At 64.4% G+C, this 15,834-nt stretch carries 13 protein-coding genes; 1 reads left to right on the forward strand and 12 read right to left on the reverse strand.

Annotated features, from left to right (window positions below):
- Positions 1-288 precede the first annotated feature (288 nt).
- The 10 genes from ilvD to H2052_RS02620 form a co-directional block, all read right to left on the reverse strand.
- A complete protein-coding gene (ilvD, locus tag H2052_RS02575) occupies positions 289-2,007 on the reverse strand; it encodes a dihydroxy-acid dehydratase (protein WP_293777679.1) in 1,719 nt (572 codons plus the stop codon).
- Positions 2,004-2,735: an N-formylglutamate amidohydrolase gene (locus H2052_RS02580; protein ID WP_293777682.1), complete on the reverse strand. Its 732-nt coding sequence runs from the start codon at positions 2,733-2,735 to the stop codon at positions 2,004-2,006. The genes ilvD and H2052_RS02580 overlap by 4 nt, the downstream gene beginning before the upstream one ends.
- Complete coding sequence (locus tag H2052_RS02585) at positions 2,732-3,514, reverse strand: enoyl-CoA hydratase-related protein (protein ID WP_293777685.1); 783 nt, start codon at positions 3,512-3,514, stop codon at positions 2,732-2,734. Before H2052_RS02585 ends, H2052_RS02580 begins: the two co-directional genes overlap by 4 nt.
- A gap of 147 nt (positions 3,515-3,661) precedes the next feature.
- Entirely contained in the window at positions 3,662-3,955 is a 294-nt protein-coding gene (locus H2052_RS02590; protein WP_293777688.1) for a hypothetical protein, read from the reverse strand.
- A 199-nt stretch (positions 3,956-4,154) separates the two neighbouring features.
- Positions 4,155-7,598: a DNA polymerase III subunit alpha gene (dnaE, locus tag H2052_RS02595; protein WP_293777691.1), complete on the reverse strand. Its 3,444-nt coding sequence runs from the start codon at positions 7,596-7,598 to the stop codon at positions 4,155-4,157.
- Positions 7,599-7,601: 3 nt separating this feature from the next.
- Positions 7,602-8,207 carry a GNAT family protein gene (locus H2052_RS02600; protein ID WP_293777694.1) on the reverse strand — a complete coding sequence of 202 codons (606 nt, stop codon included), beginning with the start codon at positions 8,205-8,207 and terminating at the stop codon, positions 7,602-7,604.
- A complete protein-coding gene (locus H2052_RS02605) occupies positions 8,204-8,884 on the reverse strand; it encodes an ABC transporter ATP-binding protein (RefSeq protein ID WP_293777697.1) in 681 nt (226 codons plus the stop codon). The genes H2052_RS02600 and H2052_RS02605 overlap by 4 nt, the downstream gene beginning before the upstream one ends.
- A complete protein-coding gene (locus H2052_RS02610) occupies positions 8,877-10,124 on the reverse strand; it encodes a lipoprotein-releasing ABC transporter permease subunit (protein WP_293777700.1) in 1,248 nt (415 codons plus the stop codon). Before H2052_RS02610 ends, H2052_RS02605 begins: the two co-directional genes overlap by 8 nt.
- The gene (gene proS, locus H2052_RS02615; RefSeq protein WP_293777702.1) at positions 10,121-11,410 is read right to left on the reverse strand and encodes a proline--tRNA ligase; all 1,290 of its coding nucleotides are present in this window, start codon (positions 11,408-11,410) and stop codon (positions 10,121-10,123) included. Before proS ends, H2052_RS02610 begins: the two co-directional genes overlap by 4 nt.
- Before the next feature lie 482 nt (positions 11,411-11,892).
- Entirely contained in the window at positions 11,893-12,837 is a 945-nt protein-coding gene (locus H2052_RS02620; protein ID WP_293777705.1) for an AraC family transcriptional regulator, read from the reverse strand.
- 78 nt (positions 12,838-12,915) lie between these two features.
- On the opposite strand from H2052_RS02620, the gene H2052_RS02625 reads away from it, so the two are divergent.
- Positions 12,916-13,671 (forward strand): SDR family oxidoreductase, encoded by a 756-nt coding sequence (locus H2052_RS02625; RefSeq protein ID WP_293777708.1) that lies wholly within the window; start codon positions 12,916-12,918, stop codon positions 13,669-13,671.
- A gap of 41 nt (positions 13,672-13,712) precedes the next feature.
- Here the strand turns inward: H2052_RS02625 and H2052_RS02630 are convergent, their stop codons facing one another.
- A complete protein-coding gene (locus tag H2052_RS02630; protein ID WP_293777710.1) occupies positions 13,713-15,344 on the reverse strand; it encodes a CTP synthase in 1,632 nt (543 codons plus the stop codon).
- A gap of 81 nt (positions 15,345-15,425) precedes the next feature.
- The gene (gene secG / locus H2052_RS02635) at positions 15,426-15,827 is read right to left on the reverse strand and encodes a preprotein translocase subunit SecG (protein WP_293777713.1); all 402 of its coding nucleotides are present in this window, start codon (positions 15,825-15,827) and stop codon (positions 15,426-15,428) included.
- Positions 15,828-15,834 lie beyond the last annotated feature (7 nt).

Raw genomic sequence — 15,834 nt, forward strand, 5'->3', positions numbered from 1 at the left:
GGCTTGTCAACGCGCACCGTTCTTGCGACAGCATATGACGTCATGCGCCTTCCTGCCCTCATCGTTCTCACCGTCACGCTCATCGTCGGCGCCTGTGCGCCGTCCCCTTTCTATGCGGGCGGCGTCAGGACGACACCGGGTGAGATTCCGCGCGATTCGCGCGGAGAGCCCGTTTGGTCCGCGATACCCCAGCCCGCGCAGGGCGGGAGCGCGGGGGCGATACCGCCACAGCCGAAGTCGATCCCCGTGCTGCCGCTGCCGACATCGCCCACCACACTGTCTTCGCGCTCAGATGTCGGCGTAGACGTGGCGCTCGGCGCTGGCGCCGGGATGCGTGCAGGCGCCCTTGCTGGCCGGGCCGACGTTCTGGGCGTAGCGCCACAGCGCGCCGGACTGGTAGGCGTTGATGCGCGGCTGCCAGCGCGCGCGGCGCTCAGCGAGAACATCGTCGCCGACGAGGAGGTCTATGGTGCCCTCGACAGCGTCGATGCGGATCAGGTCGCCGTTCTCGATAAGCGCGATGGGGCCACAGTCCGAAGCTTCGGGGCCGACGTGGCCGATGCAGAAGCCCCTCGTGGCGCCGGAGAAGCGCCCGTCGGTGATCAGCGCCACCTTGTCGCCCATGCCCTGCCCATAGAGCGCGGCGGTGGTGGCGAGCATTTCGCGCATACCGGGGCCGCCCTTGGGGCCTTCGTAGCGGATGACGAGGACTTCGCCCTCCTCAAACTGGCGGTTCTCGACGGCAGCGAACGCGTCCTCTTCGCAATCAAACACGCGGGCGGGACCCTCGAAGGTGAGCTTGGCGAGCCCGGCCACCTTCACGATCGCGCCATCGGGAGCGAGCGAGCCCTTGAGACCGACAACGCCGCCCGTGGGGGTGATCGGGTTTGAAACCTCGCGGATGACCTTCTGGTCAGGGTTCCACGTGATTTCCTCGATGTTCTCGCCGAGCGTTTTGCCCGTCACGGTCATGCAGTTGCCGTGAAGGAAGCCGCCCTGGAGCAGCGTCTTCATCATCATGTAAACGCCGCCCGCCTCGTACATGTCCTTGGCGACGTACTTACCGCCGGGCTTCAAGTCTGCGACGTAAGGCGTTGATTTGAAAATCTCCGCGACATCGAAAAGGTCGAATTCGATGCCCGCTTCCGAAGCCATCGCCGGAAGGTGCAGAGCGCCGTTCGTCGAGCCGCCCGTCGCCGCGACGACCCGCGCGGCGTTCTCGAACGCCTCACGCGTGCAGATGTCGCGCGGGCGCAGGTTCAGTTCGATCAGCTTCATGATCTGGCGCCCGGCTGCCTCGGCAATGTCGTCGCGCGTCTCGTAGGGCGCCGGCGCCATGTTGCTGTTGGGCAGGCTGAGGCCGATCGCCTCGGCCACGCACGCCATCGTGTTCGCCGTATACTGCCCGCCGCACGCGCCATGCCCGGGGCACGCCGCCTTCTCGATCGCGGTCAGGTGTGAAAGTGGACACTTGCCGGACGCATACTGCCCGACAACTTCGAATACATCCTGCACCGTAAGGTCGCGCCCTTCGTACCGCCCCGGCAGGATCGAACCGCCGTAAACGAAGATCGAAGGCACATTCAGCCGCAGCATCGCCATCATCATCCCCGGCAGCGACTTGTCGCAGCCCGCAAAGCCGACGATGGCGTCATAGCAATGCCCACGCACCGAAAGCTCGACCGAGTCCGCAATCACTTCGCGGCTGACGAGCGAGGCCTTCATGCCTTGGTGACCCATCGCGATACCGTCCGTGACGGTGATGGTATTGAACCGGCGCGGCAGCCCGCCCGCGGCGTGGACGCCCTTGCGCGCGATGTCAGCCTGATGGTCGAGCATCGTATTGCAGGGCGCGCTGTCGTTGCCCGCGGAGACGACGCCGACGAAGGGCCGGGCGATCTCTTCCTCGGTCAGGCCCATCGCGTAGTAATACGACCGCTGGGGCGCGCGCTCCGGACCGACGGAGACATAACGGCTCGGCAATTTCGATTTGTCGAATGTCGTCATGCGATTACCTCCAGAAGCTCGGATTCGACGATGCAAATGACACGGCCGAGACGCTGCGTCCATGCGGCAATCGCGCCCTCATCCGCAAGCAGATCCTGGCGGATCTCGAAGGTGAGATGGGGAAGCCCCCTCGCCTCCGCATGGCGGTCCGTCGTGTAGCCGTAGACCGCGCCTGAATAGGGCTGGTTGTCGCCCACCGTAAAACCTTCGGCGGCGAGGACGCGCATGGCGATCCGTGCGGCGCGGTCGTCCCGGTTGTGGAGCAGCGCGACGTGCCAGGGCCGCGCCTCCTCGGGGCGTGAGGCAAGGCATGGCGTGAAGCTGTGGACCGAGACAAGCAACCTAGGTTCGAGCCGGTCCAGCGCATCGGTGATCGCGACGTGATACGGTTCGTGCCACGCCGCGAGGCGCGCTCGCCGCGCATCGGCGCTGAGTGCGTTGCCGGGCACGGGAATGCCGTCGCTCGCTGGGGGGATCGCTCCGCCGTCCTCCGGTGCGCGGTTGCAGTCCGCCACGAGACGCGATGCGGTCGCGAGGATCGCAGGCGCATTGAGCGCGGCCGACAGACTCCGTGCCAGCGCCGCGGTACCGATATCCCATGCGATATGCTTTTGAAAGTCCGACGCGCTGACCCCGAGCGCGATCTCTGCCGGTACGACATTAGAAGCGTGATCGGCGATGATGAGCAGACGGCCCGGTGCGCCGGGCAGGTATTCGGCAGCCCTCATCGATCGGCGAACACCGGCTTGCGGCGCGCGGCAAATGCGGCCAGTCCTTCGGCGAAATCGGCACCGGCGAAGGCCGCATCGAATATCGCCGCGCTGGCCGCATCGTCATCCCGATCGCCATCGAGCACGCGGCGGACGAGCCCCTTCAGCCCCATGGTGCTCGACGGCGCATTTTCCACGATCCGTGCGATCAGCAAATCCGTTTCACGGCTCAGTGCCTCCACGGTCGTCCCCATCTCGATGAGACCAATGACCAGCGCTTCGTCGGCAGACAATAGCTCGCCTGTGTAGAGGATGCGCCGCGCCTGGCCGGCCCCCACCAGATCGACGAGCAGCTTGATGTCGTGCAGCGGATAGACAAGCCCCAGCTTCGCAGGCGTGATTCCGAACCGGGCGCGCGACGAGGCGATCCGCATGTCGCAGGCGAGCGCAACGCCGCACCCTGCCCCCACACAGTCGCCGTCGACAATCGCAAGCGTCGGGACCGGTGCACGCGATATGGCAATCTGAGCATTCCGTAGCGCTTGCCGGTTGCCCGTCTGCCACACCGGGTCTCGCGCCCGCTCCGCGAACTCGCCGATATCGGCGCCCGCCGAGAACATCGCGGGAGTGACCGATTGGATGGTGATAAGGCGAACCGCGCGGTCTGAAATGGCAGTTTCGATAAGACGGGGAAAGGCCTCCCACATCGCCTGCGAAATGGCGTTGCGCTTGTCGGGGCGGTTGAAGGCGATACGCGCGACCGGCCCATCGATCTCGAGTTGCAGAGCGTCGGTCATTTCAAAGTCCTGTTCCCCTCGGATCGGGCTCCAATGTCACGCGGGTTCCTGGGCCGCAACCGCAAATGCCTTGTCCCGCGCGCAAAGAAAAAGGGCTGCGGCAAAGCTGCCGCAGCCCTTGAAGACCGCAGTGGGCCTTGGGAGGACTTACTTCGCGAGCTGCGCGTATTCCTCTTCGGCGACGCCGAGGGTCTTGTACGCGCCTTCGAATTTCTTCTTGGCCGCACGCTCGTTGCCCGCATCGCAAAGAAGCTCGCCGGTGCGAACCAGCTTCAGCGCCTTCTTCGCCGTATCGGCATCGCCCTTTTCGGCAACCGAGCGGATGTTGGCGGGCATCGCAGCGCAGGCTCCGTCGGCGGCGTGCGCCGGCGTCACCGATGCGCTGATGAACAAAGCGGACGCGACGAATGCGAGGGGGAGAGTGACGAGAACGCGGTTCATGATCTTGCTCCTGACTTGCCGTGGGAGGGCTACTACTGAGTCTTACTTAAAACCACTGAAGCCTGTTTAAGTACCACTCAGTTCTAAGTCAAACGATTTTTTGAGTGACACACAAATTGCATACTGCAGTGCAGCAATGCAACAGCAAAAATACGCTTGAAAACGGTTGCGACTATGCGCCGCGGTGCAAAAAAATGGCCTAGTTTACAGCGACCAGCTCGGCGGCTGTGACGCCGGAAATACGCTCGGCGCTGTGACGCATTTCCGAATCGAGCAGCAGACCACGCGCCAGCCGGATTGAGGCGAACCCACCCGAAACCGCGATTTCGGCAAAGATGTCGCCGCGCCCGGTGGGCTGGGCGTCGGCAAGACGCCGCAGCGCCGCGGCATCGAAGTCTCCCGAAACCTTGAGGTTCAGCCGCCCACGGCTGTGCTTCGAAAGCTCGGCAACCGGGGTCAGCCCGCGTATGGTGACGCGCGGCGTCTCTTCTCCTTCGCGCCAGAGCAGTTCGGCGTTGATGAGCACGATCTCCTGCGTCGCTGCGGCGACCTCGAGTGCTGGCATCACCTCTTCGTCGAAACAGCTCGCGACGTACTGGCCGCCCGAATCCGACAGGCTGGCGAGGAGGTAGCGTGAGCTGCGCCCGTTCTGAGGCGTGCGCCAGCGTACCGACTCGACGAGGCCCGCCATCGTCGCGCTACCGCGTCCGCCGTCCCACGGCGCGCCATCCTCGCAAACGCGAGCGTACGAGCGTGCGCCGTGCGTGTCGAGTACGTGCTGCCAGGCCGAGAGCGGGTGCGCGGCGAAATAGAAGCCGAAGGCATCGCGCTCCTTCGCCATTGTCTCGCCAAGCGACCATGCCGAGACGCTGCCGGGTGCCATCAATGTGATCGAGGCGCCGCCGCCCGCCCCGCCGAACAGCGCGCCCTGATGGGTTTCGCGCGCGTCGGCCGCAGCATTTGCCGCCGCGAGTACCGCCTCGGCCATCGCATATGCTCTCGATCGATTGGGCTCGACGCAATCAAAGGCACCGCCCGAGACAAGACTTTCAATCTGGCGTTTGTTGAGCAGCGTCGGATCGATACGCTCGGCAAAGTCTGTCAGCGACTTGAACGCTCCGCCCGACTTGCGAACCTCGACGATTCCCTCCATCGCACGTTCGCCGACGCCTTTAAGGCCGGCGAGCGCATATCGCACCTTGCCGTCCTCAACCGAGAAATCCGCCTCGCTGTTGTTGATGCAAGGCGGCAGACACTCCACGCCCATGCGCTTCATGTCATCGATGAACACGCTGAGTTTGTCGGTAAGCGCGATATCATAGGCCATCGACGCAGCGTAGAATTCGACCGGATACTTCGCCTTCATCCAGCCGGTTTGATACGCGACGAGTGCATAGGCGGCAGCGTGGCTCTTGTTGAAGCCGTAGCCCGCGAACTTCGCCACAAGCTCGAAAATATAATCGGCCTGCGCCTTATCGACGCCCTGCGCGGTCGCGCCTTCGAGGAAACGCGCCTTTTGGGCGTCCATCTCCTCTTTCTTCTTCTTGCCCATCGCGCGGCGCAGAAGGTCGGCTTCGCCGAGCGAATAGCCCGCGAGCACCTGCGCGATCTGCATCACCTGTTCTTGGTAGATGATGACGCCATAGGTTTCTTTCAGGATGGGTTCGAGCTTCGGGTGAAGGCAGTCCACCGCCTCGGTCCCGTGCTTGCGGTTCGCGAAGCTCGGAATGTTGTCCATCGGGCCGGGACGGTAGAGCGAAACGAGCGCGATGATGTCTTCGAAACAGTCCGGCTTCACCTGCGCGAGCGTGCGGCGCATCCCTTCGGATTCGAGCTGGAACACGCCGACGGTGTCGCCCTTCGCCAGCAGCGCGAAGACATCGGGATCGTCCCACGGGATCGTCGATAGGTCGACGGTGACGCCACGCTTCGCAAGCAGGTCGAGCGCGCGCTGGAGGACCGAGAGCGTTTTGAGGCCGAGGAAGTCGAACTTCACAAGGCCAGCCTTTTCCACCCACTTCATATCGAACTGGGTGACAGGCATGTCCGAGCGCGGATCGCGGTAGAGCGGCACGAGTTCGTCGAGTGGGCGGTCACCGATCACGACGCCCGCCGCGTGCGTGGAGGCGTGGCGCGGCAGGCCTTCGAGCTTCATCGCGAGATTGACGAGGTTTTCCACCGCCGGATCGCGTTTCGTCTCGGCGACGAACTCGGCAACGCCGTTCAGCGTTCGATCGAGTGTCCACGGGTCAGTGGGGTGATTCGGCACCAGCTTCGCAAGCCGGTCGACCTGCCCATACGGCATCTGCAGAACGCGGCCGACGTCCTTCAGGACGGCGCGCGCCTTCAGCGTTCCGAAGGTGATGATCTGCGCCACCTGATCGCGCCCGTAGCGCTCTTGCACGTAACGGATCACCTCGCCGCGCCTGGTTTCGCAGAAGTCGATGTCGAAGTCCGGCATCGAAACGCGCTCGGGATTGAGGAAGCGTTCGAACAGCAGACCGAGCCGCATGGGATCGAGATCGGTGATGGTAAGCGCCCACGCGACGACCGAACCCGCGCCCGAGCCGCGTCCCGGTCCCACGGGAATGCCCTGTGATTTCGCCCACTGAATGAAATCGGCAACGATGAGGAAGTAGCCCGCGAAGCCCATTTTGTTGATGATGCCGAGCTCGTAATCCAGACGCTCGAAATAGGGTTCGGTGTCGCTGCGCCCTTCAAGCCGCCGGACAAGCCCGGCGCGTGACTGCTCAATGAGCATCGTCGCTTCGCCCTCGCGGTCTCCGGCAAGGCTCGGCAAGATCGGTTTGCGCGTCGGCGCCATCACCGCGCAACGACGCGCGATGACGAGCGTGTTGTCGATCGCCTCGGGTACGTCCTCGAATAGGCGGATCATGTCGCCGGGCGGTTTCAGCCAGCATTCCTCGGAAACTCGGCGGCGGCCTTCGGTCTCCACATAAGCGCTGTCGGCGATGCAGAGCAGCACGTCATGTGCCGCCGCGAAGCTCTTGTCCGGAAAGGCCACCGGGTTGGTCGCGACGAGCGGCAGGTTGCGGGCATGGGCGAGAGCGATCAGCGCCTGCTCGGCGCTGTCCTCGATCGGGTTGTGTGTGCGCGAAAGCTCGATGTAGAGCCGGTCCGGGAAAAGGGATTGCAACATGTCCGCATAAGCGCCCGCGGCATCCGCCTGCCCCTCCGCCAGCAGCCGGGTGAGCGCACCGTCCGGCCCTGCTGAGAGCGCAATGAGGCCGTCCGTAAGCCCCTCGAGCTCGGCCAGCGGTACGTGCGGGCCGTCGACGGGATCGGATTCTAGGTGCGCGCGCGAGACGATGCGGATGAGGTTCCTGTATCCCGCCTCGTCCTGCGCGAGCAACGCCAGCCAGTCCTGCACCGGCTTGCTGCCCGTCTGCGGCGCGCCAGGCCGCGCGACCGCGAGCAGCGCGCCGATGATCGGCTGGACACCTGCTTCTGCAAGCTTTTCGGAAAACTCCATGGCCGCGAACAGGTTGTTCCTGTCGGTGACGGCGGCGGCGGGCATACCGTACTTCACGCAAGCTTTGGCGATGTCCTTCGCGTGAACCGCACCCTCCAGCATGGAATAGGGAGACTGGATGCGGAGATGGACAAAACGCGATTCGGGCATGGCCTATTGTGGCGCAGGCTCCCGATTTCGGGAAAGCATGAATTCGAGATTCTGCTTCACGCCGGTCCATTCGGTGGCGATGATGCTGTAGCAGACGATGTCACGGACCCGGCCGTCCACCGCGATCTGGTGATTGCGGAGCACGCCGTCCCGCTTGGCCCCAAGTCGTTCGATGGCGCGTTGAGAGGCATGGTTGAGCCAGTCCGTCCGGATCTGGACGACGTTGCAGCCCATTGCCTCAAATGCGTGGCCGAGCAGCAGCAACTTGCATTCGGTGTTCACCGGCGAACGCTGCACCGACTTCGCGTAGAAGGTCGCGCCGATTTCGAGCCTGCGGTGCGCTTCATTCATGCGCAGGTAGCGGGTGGCGCCAACGATGCGGCCGCCCGCCTCGACCACGAACGGCATCGATCGCCCCGCAGCCTTTTCGGCAAGCGCGGTTTCAAGCCAGCTCGGCACATCATCGGGCGAAGGCACGCGCGTGAAGAACAGTTCCCAGAGCCGGCCGTCGCGCGATACCTCGGCGATGCTGTCCGCATGTGCGGCTTCGAGCGGCAGAAGCCTGACATGCTGCCCTTCAAGCCGAGGCTGGTCCTGCCAAGCGGTCATCGCGTTTCCACCAGTTGCCCCTCGTGCAGCGCGACCGTCCGGTCCATCTGCTTGGCAAGCGCAGTGTTATGCGTGGCGATGAGCGCGGCGGAGTTGTGGCTGCGCACGACGCGCAGAAACTCGGCGAGCACGCGCTGCGCGGTCGCTTCGTCGAGGTTGCCGGTGGGCTCGTCCGCAAGCACCAGCACCGGTTCGTTCGCGAGCGCACGCGCCACCGCGACGCGCTGCTGCTCGCCCCCGGAAAGCTGCGACGGGCGATGATCGAGGCGCTCGCCGAGGCCGAGATCGGTGAGCAGGGCCTTGGCCTTGGCTTCAGCCGAAGCCATATCACGGCCTGCGATCAGTTGCGGCAGCACGACGTTTTCGAGCGCGTTGAAATCCGGCAGCAGGTGGTGGAACTGGTAGACGAAGCCGAGCTTGTCGCGACGCACCTCGGTGCGTTCGTAAGCGGAGAGCTTTTCGGCGGGGCGGCCGTCGATGACGATGGAGCCTTCGAAGCCGCCTTCGAGAAGGCCGATCGCCTGAAGCATGGTGGATTTGCCGGAGCCCGACGGCCCAAGCAGCGCCACGATCTCGCCCGGACCGACGGTGAGGTCGACACCGCGCAGCACGTCGATCACCGCGCCGCCCTGCCGGAAGCTGCGCGCGAGGCCCTTGACCGCGAGCACATCACTCATAGCGCAGCACCTGCACGGGATCGGTGCTTGCCGCCTTCCACGCGGGATAGATCGTCGCGAGGAAGCTGAGCACCAGCGCCAGCGTAATGATGGCGGTGACTTCGACCATGTCGGTCTTCGCGGGGAGTTCGGTGAGGTAGCGGATGCGCGGATCCCAGAGATCGACGCCGGTGATCTTGGAAACGCCCATCACGATGTTCTGCCGGTAGTGCAGGAACAGGAAGCCGAGTGCCATGCCGAGCAAGATGCCCGCCGACCCGATCAACGTGCCGACGGTAACGAAGATGCGCATCATAGCGGCGCGGCTGGCGCCCATCGTCCGCAGGATGGCAATGTCGCGCGTCTTGGCGCGCACCAGCATGATGAGGCTCGTGAGGATGTTGAACACCGCGACGAGAATGATGAAGCCGACGACGACGAACATCACCGTCCGCTCCACCGACAAAGCCTCGAACAGCACGCCGTTCATCTGCCGCCAATCGATGATGACGCCTCGCCCGGTAAGTGCGGGGACAAGCGGTTGGAGAATGCGGTCGGCTTTGTCCGCGTCGGTTGTCGTCAGCGTGATCATGCCGATGTCGTCGCCCATGCGGAGGAACGTCTGCGCGCGGTCGAGCGGCATCAGCACGAAAGCCTTGTCGTAATCGAAGATGCCGACCTCGAACACGGCCGCGATCTGATACGGCACAATGCGCGGCGTCGTCCCAAAGGGCGTCACCTGCCCGTCGGGCGAGATCAGGCTGATCGTGTCTCCCACCCCGGCGCCGAGCGATTCGGAGAGGCGTGCGCCGATGGCGACGAAATTGCCTTCAAGTGAGAGGTCTTCGAGGCGCCCTGCTTTGACGTTGTCCGCAACGAGCTTGAGGCTGCGGATATCGTCCATCTGCATACCGCGCAGGAGGACGCCCTCGGCGCGGCTCTTGTAGGAGCCGATGAGCGGCTGTTCGATGATCGGCTCGGCCTGCACCACGCCCGGCGTCGCGCGGGCCTGCGCCAGCAGCGGCTGCCAGTCCGGCAGGCGGCCGCCGTAGCCCTGCACGACGGCATGGCCGTTGAGGCCCAGGATGCGGTCGAAAAGTTCGGCGCGGAAGCCGTTCATAACCGACATGACGGCGATGAGCGCTGCGACGCCGAGCGCGACGGCGACGAGGCTGATCGATGCGACGAGAAAGATGAACCCCTCGCCCCGGCCCGGCAGCAGATAGCGCCGGGCGATCATGCGCTCGTAGCGGGAGATCATCCCGTCAGCTTCTCCAGTGCCGCGTCGACGGAAAGCTCGTGGCGCTCGCCGGTCTTACGGTGTTTCAGCTCGACGATACCGGCGCTGACCCCCTTCGGTCCGACGACAAGCTGCCAGGGGATACCAACAAGGTCCATCCCCGCGAACTTGGCGCCGCCGCGTTCGTCGCGGTCGTCATAAAGCGTCTCGACGCCCGCGCGCTGGAGCTTTGCGTAAAGATCGTCGGCGGCCACATCGCAGGCCGCATCGCCGCTGCGGAGGTTGATGAGACCAACCTTGAAGGGCGCGATCGCTTCCGGCCAGACAATGCCGTCTTCATCGTGGCACGCCTCGATCACCGCACCGACGAGTCGCGAGACGCCAACGCCGTAGCTGCCCATCTGCGGCGTGACGGGCTTGCCGTCCTGCCCCTGCACCGAAAGGCCCATCGCGGCCGAATATTTGGTGCCGAAGAAGAAGATGTGCCCGACCTCGATGCCGCGGCGGCTGAGCAGGCGCTCGGCCGGAACCGGGCAGTTTGTTACCTTCTCATGCTCTTCGGCCTCCATCGCGTAGATGGAGGAGAGCTTGGAGACAGCGTCGGGGTCGGTGACGTTTACGTCCTCGATCGCCGAATCGTAGAAGATCTCGCTTTCTCCGGTTTCGGCGAGGATGTGGAACTCGTGGCTCATGTCGCCGCCGATCGGGCCCGTGGGCGCGCGCACTGGAACGGCCTTGAGGCCCATCGCCGCGAAGGTGCGCAGGTACGCCTCGAACATGGCGTTGTACGAAACCTTGCCACCCGCCTCGTCGAGATCGAAGCTGTAGGCGTCCTTCATCAGGAATTCGCGGCCACGCATGACGCCGAAGCGGGGGCGCACCTCGTCGCGGAACTTCCATTGGATGTGATAGAGCGTGCGCGGAAGGTCGCGGTAGCTCTTCACCGCGTCACGGAACAGTGCGGTGATCATCTCCTCGTTGGTCGGCCCATAGAGCATTTCACGCTCGTGCCGATCCTTGAAGCGCAGCATTTCAGGGCCATAGGCGTCGTAACGGCCCGACTGGCGCCAGAGATCCGCGGACTGGATCGTCGGCATCAATAGCTCGATGGCACCCGCGCGATCCTGTTCGCGGCGGACCAGATCAGCGATCTTGTCGAGCACGCGCAGACCGACCGGCAGCCAGGCATAGATGCCGGCCGAGGTCTGACGCACGAGGCCGGCCCGCAGCATCAGCTGGTGGCTGACGATCTGCGCGTCGGTGGGGGTTTCCTTGAGGAGCGGAAGAAAATAGCGGGAAAGACGCATGGTGCGCGCTGTCTAGCATGGGCTGCCGCGCAAGCAACTGCCCATTCCGCGATCCGCTAGCGAGGCTCCTTCCGCAACCGCGCAGAGCCGCATTGTTGCATCATATCCACACCCCTGGAAATTAATGTGCGTGAGGCGTGACAGTCTCTTGTCGGAATGGCCACCTGCACCGTAACACTCTCGCCATCTGATCCGGTATCGCCTGTGGGAGGGCACCAGGGTTGGGGGAGGACGCGCGACGCGAACAACGACGGCGCGCTAGCAAGATCAGGGTCCGATGGGGGAACAAAGGACCTGATCTTCGCGGGAGTTAAATGACTCGTCACGAGAGCGCCCGGGCCGGAAACGACCCGGGTGCTTTTCATTTTGGGGCCACTCACAGCCACCGCCAGAATTCTGTTTGTTCGACAGGCTGTTGCGGCGGCGCATCGCGCATGACACCGCCGCGCCACGGCTGAACGCCGCTGTTTCAACGCCATCCCTCAGGCTGCGCGGGCACTCTCGCGTACCACACGCGTGTCCCGGACCGGCGGCAGGCCGAACAGGCGGGCGTATTCGCGCGTGAACTGCGGCACGCTCTCGTAACCGACAGAGAATGCCGCATGCGCGGCGCTCAGACCTTCCGAAAGCATCAACCGTTTCGCTTCGATGAGACGCAGCCGCTTCTGGAATTGCAGCGGCGAAAGCGAGGTGATCGCTTTGAAATGGTGATGGAACGACGATGAACTCATGCCAGCGGCAGCGGCCAGGCGCTCGATGGGAATCGTCTCGACATAGGCCTGGCGCAGCACGGCAACGGCCCGTGCGATACGCCTTGCGTGACCATCCGGCCAGCCGAGTTGTCGGATCGCGGGGCCATGCCGCCCGGCCAGTAACCAATAGTGCATCTCGCGCCGCAGCTGCCCCTGCAGCACCGGCAGCGCTTGCGGCCTATCCAGCAGCCGCATCAAACGAAGCGCGGCGTCGGCAACCTCCCCGTCCGTCGCATCAACGCGCACAGGTACGATATCGGACACGGGCGTGGGCTTCATTTCCGCCGTGAGCTCGGCGATCAGCGCAAGGTCGAGTTCAAGCACCAGCGAATAGTAAGGCGCGGCAAGGCTTGCCCGCGTAATCTGGCTGACGGTCGGCACGTCTGCCGTCACAAGCAGCGAATCCCCCGCGGAGAAGGCGAACGCCTGCGTTCCCATCGTCACCTGCTTGCTGCCCTGCACGAGCAGGCAGACAAGCGGGCGGTAGACATCGTGAAGAAGCCCGCTCGGCGCGGTCGCGCGCACGGCAAACAGGCCGGGGATCGGGGTCAGCGCGAAACCGAGCGAATCGGCATGGGCGTCCGCGTGACGCCGGACTGCATCGAGGAGCGTGGTCATGAGGCGTGCAATAGCCGCTTTCAGCTCGAAGCGCATCTCCTTCGGAGAATCAGGCAAGACATTCCGAGCTTCCGGCAACACGAGAACGTGTGCAGCGCCTATACGTCAAGCAACACAAACCCGAGGAGAACGACCATGACGAAGGTTTCGCTTATCACCGGCGCCAGCCGTGGCCTTGGACGCAATACGGCGCTCAACATCGCGCGCCGCGGCGGCGATGTCGTACTCACCTATCACCGCCGCAGCGACGAGGCCGAGCGTATCGTCGCGGAGATTCAGGCAATGGGGAGTAAGGCCGTTGCGCTTCAACTCGACGCCGGCGACATCACCACCTTCGCAGGCTTTGCAGACCGGCTGCGTGCGGCGCTGCGCGGTACGTGGCAGCGAGAGACGTTTGATCATCTGGTGAACAATGCTGGGCACGGCGAATACGCGCCCATCGCCGAGACGACCGAGGCGCAGTTCGATGGCCTCGTCAACGTCCACCTTAAAGGCGTCTTCTTCCTCACCCAGACGCTTCTGCCGCTCATCGCGGACGGGGGGCGCATCGTGAACATCTCGAGCGGTCTCACCCGTTTCGCCTACCCCGGTTACGCAGCTTATGCGGCGATGAAGGGCGCGGTCGAGGTGCTGACGCTCTATATGGCGAAGGAACTGGGCGCCCGGGGCATTGCGGTCAACACCGTGGCACCGGGCGCGATCGAGACCGATTTCGGCGGGGGCGCGGTGCGCGACAATGCCGAGATCAACAAGGGCCTTGCGGACATCACTGCTCTCGGTCGCGTCGGCGTGCCGGATGATATCGGGCCGATGGTTGCAAACCTGCTTTCGGAGGACAATCGCTGGGTGAATGCGCAGCGGATCGAGGTTTCCGGCGGGCAGGCGATTTAAGTCCTTCTGTTTCTCCCTCTCCCCGCCGAGAGAGGGAGAAACTAGACGAGGCGGCTTTGTTTGAGGGCTGCCGCGATGAAACTGGCAAACAGCGGGTGCGGGTCGAATGGCTTCGACTTCAGTTCCGGGTGGAACTGGACGCCGATAAACCAGGGGTGATCGGGCCGTTCGACGATCTCGGGAAGCTCGCCGTCGGGCGACATGCCGGAGAAGACGAGCCCCCCTTTTTCGAGCGCATCCTTGTAGTGGATGTTCACCTCGTAGCGGTGGCGGTGGCGTTCGGAAATTTCGGTGGCGCCGTAGACGCTGCCGACGACGCTGTTCGCGCCGAGCTTTGCTGGGAACGCGCCGAGGCGCATGGTACCGCCGAGGTCGCCGCCCAGCTCACGCTTCTGAAGGCCTTCTTCGGACATCCATTCGGTGATGAGGCCGACCACAGGCTCGTCCGTAGGACCAAACTCCGTAGTGGAAGCGCTTTTGATGCCGGAGAGGTTCCTCGCACCCTCGATGCAGGCCATCTGCATCCCGAGGCAGATGCCGAAGAACGGCACGCCGCGCTCGCGCGCAAATGCGACGCTGGCGATCTTGCCCTCGCTGCCCCGCTCGCCGAAGCCACCGGGGACGAGGATGCCGTGCATGGGTTCAAGGAGCTGGGGTTCCGCCCCTTCCCCTTCGAACAGTTCGGCGTCCAGCCATTTGACGTTGACCTTGACGCGGTTCGCGATGCCGCCGTGGACGAGCGCCTCGTGGAGCGACTTGTAGGCGTCCTGCAAGCCTACATACTTGCCGACGACGCCGATCGTGACCTCGCCTTCGGGGTTGTTCAGTCGATCCATGATGTCGTCCCAGCGGGACAGGTCCGGTGAGGCGTTTGCTTCTATGCCGAAAGCGTGCAGCACTTCGCGATCCAGCCCCTCGGCATGGTACTGGAGGGGCACGCCGTAGATGCTCTTCGCATCGAGCGCCGGGATCACGGCTTCCTTGCGGACGTTGCAAAACAGCGCGATCTTGGCGCGGTCGCTATCCGGCACCGGCTTTTCGCAGCGGCAGACGAGCACCTGCGGTTGGATGCCGAGGCTGGTGAGTTCGCGCACGCTGTGTTGCGTGGGTTTCGTCTTGAGTTCGCCCGCCGCCGCGATGAACGGGATCAGCGTGACGTGGACGAAGCATACGTTTTCGGCGCCGATGTCGTTCCTGAGCTGGCGGATCGCCTCGATGAACGGCAGCGATTCGATGTCGCCCACCGTGCCGCCGATCTCGCAGAGCACGAAATCGAGGCCCTCGGTGTCGGCAAGCGCGAACGCCTTGATCGCATCCGTCACGTGGGGGATCACCTGCACGGTCGCACCGAGGAAGTCGCCGCGGCGCTCCTTGGCGATGATCTGCTGGTAGATGCGCCCCGAGGTGACGTTGTCGGACTGCCGCGAAGGCACGCCCGTGAACCGCTCGTAGTGGCCGAGATCGAGATCGGTCTCCGCCCCGTCGTCGGTGACGTAGACCTCGCCGTGCTGATAGGGCGACATGGTTCCCGGATCGACGTTCAGATACGGGTCGAACTTGCGGATGCGCACCGTGTAGCCGCGCGCCTGCAGGAGCGCGGCGAGGCTCGCCGCCATGAGACCTTTTCCGAGCGAGGAAACCACGCCGCCGGTGATGAAAATGTACCGCGCCATGGGAGGAAACCTATAGGCGAGCAAAGGGATGGACCGCCACCCGATTCGGGGTGGCAGCGGGACTTTTTTCTGTGGATGATTTTATTGAGCGGTCGGAATGTCGTCGCTGGCGGGCGCGGGCGGCAGCGCCATCGGCAGCGCGTCGTCAGCCGGTGCGGTGCCAGGGAGCGCGGTTGGCAAACCGTCGGCAGGCGCGGCCGGCGCTTCCGCCGTCGGCACGAGCGAGGTGTCGATCGTGGTCGGCGCCTTGGCGAGACTCGCGAGCACGGCAAGCAGGATGCTGGTGCTGAGGAAGAGCGCGGCAAGGACGCCGGTCGACTTCGTCAGCAGATTGCCCGCGCCCCGCGCGGTCAGCAGCCCGCCCGGACCGCCGCCAATACCGAGCGCCCCGCCCTCACTGCGCTGAAGCAGAATCACCGCGACAAGCGCGATCGCGATCAGCGAGTGGACGACGAGGACAAAATGCATCAGCGCGGTGGACATGCGGAAC

This window comes from Sphingosinicella sp., from assembly GCF_013911755.1.
GTDB lineage: Bacteria > Pseudomonadota > Alphaproteobacteria > Sphingomonadales > Sphingomonadaceae > Sphingosinicella.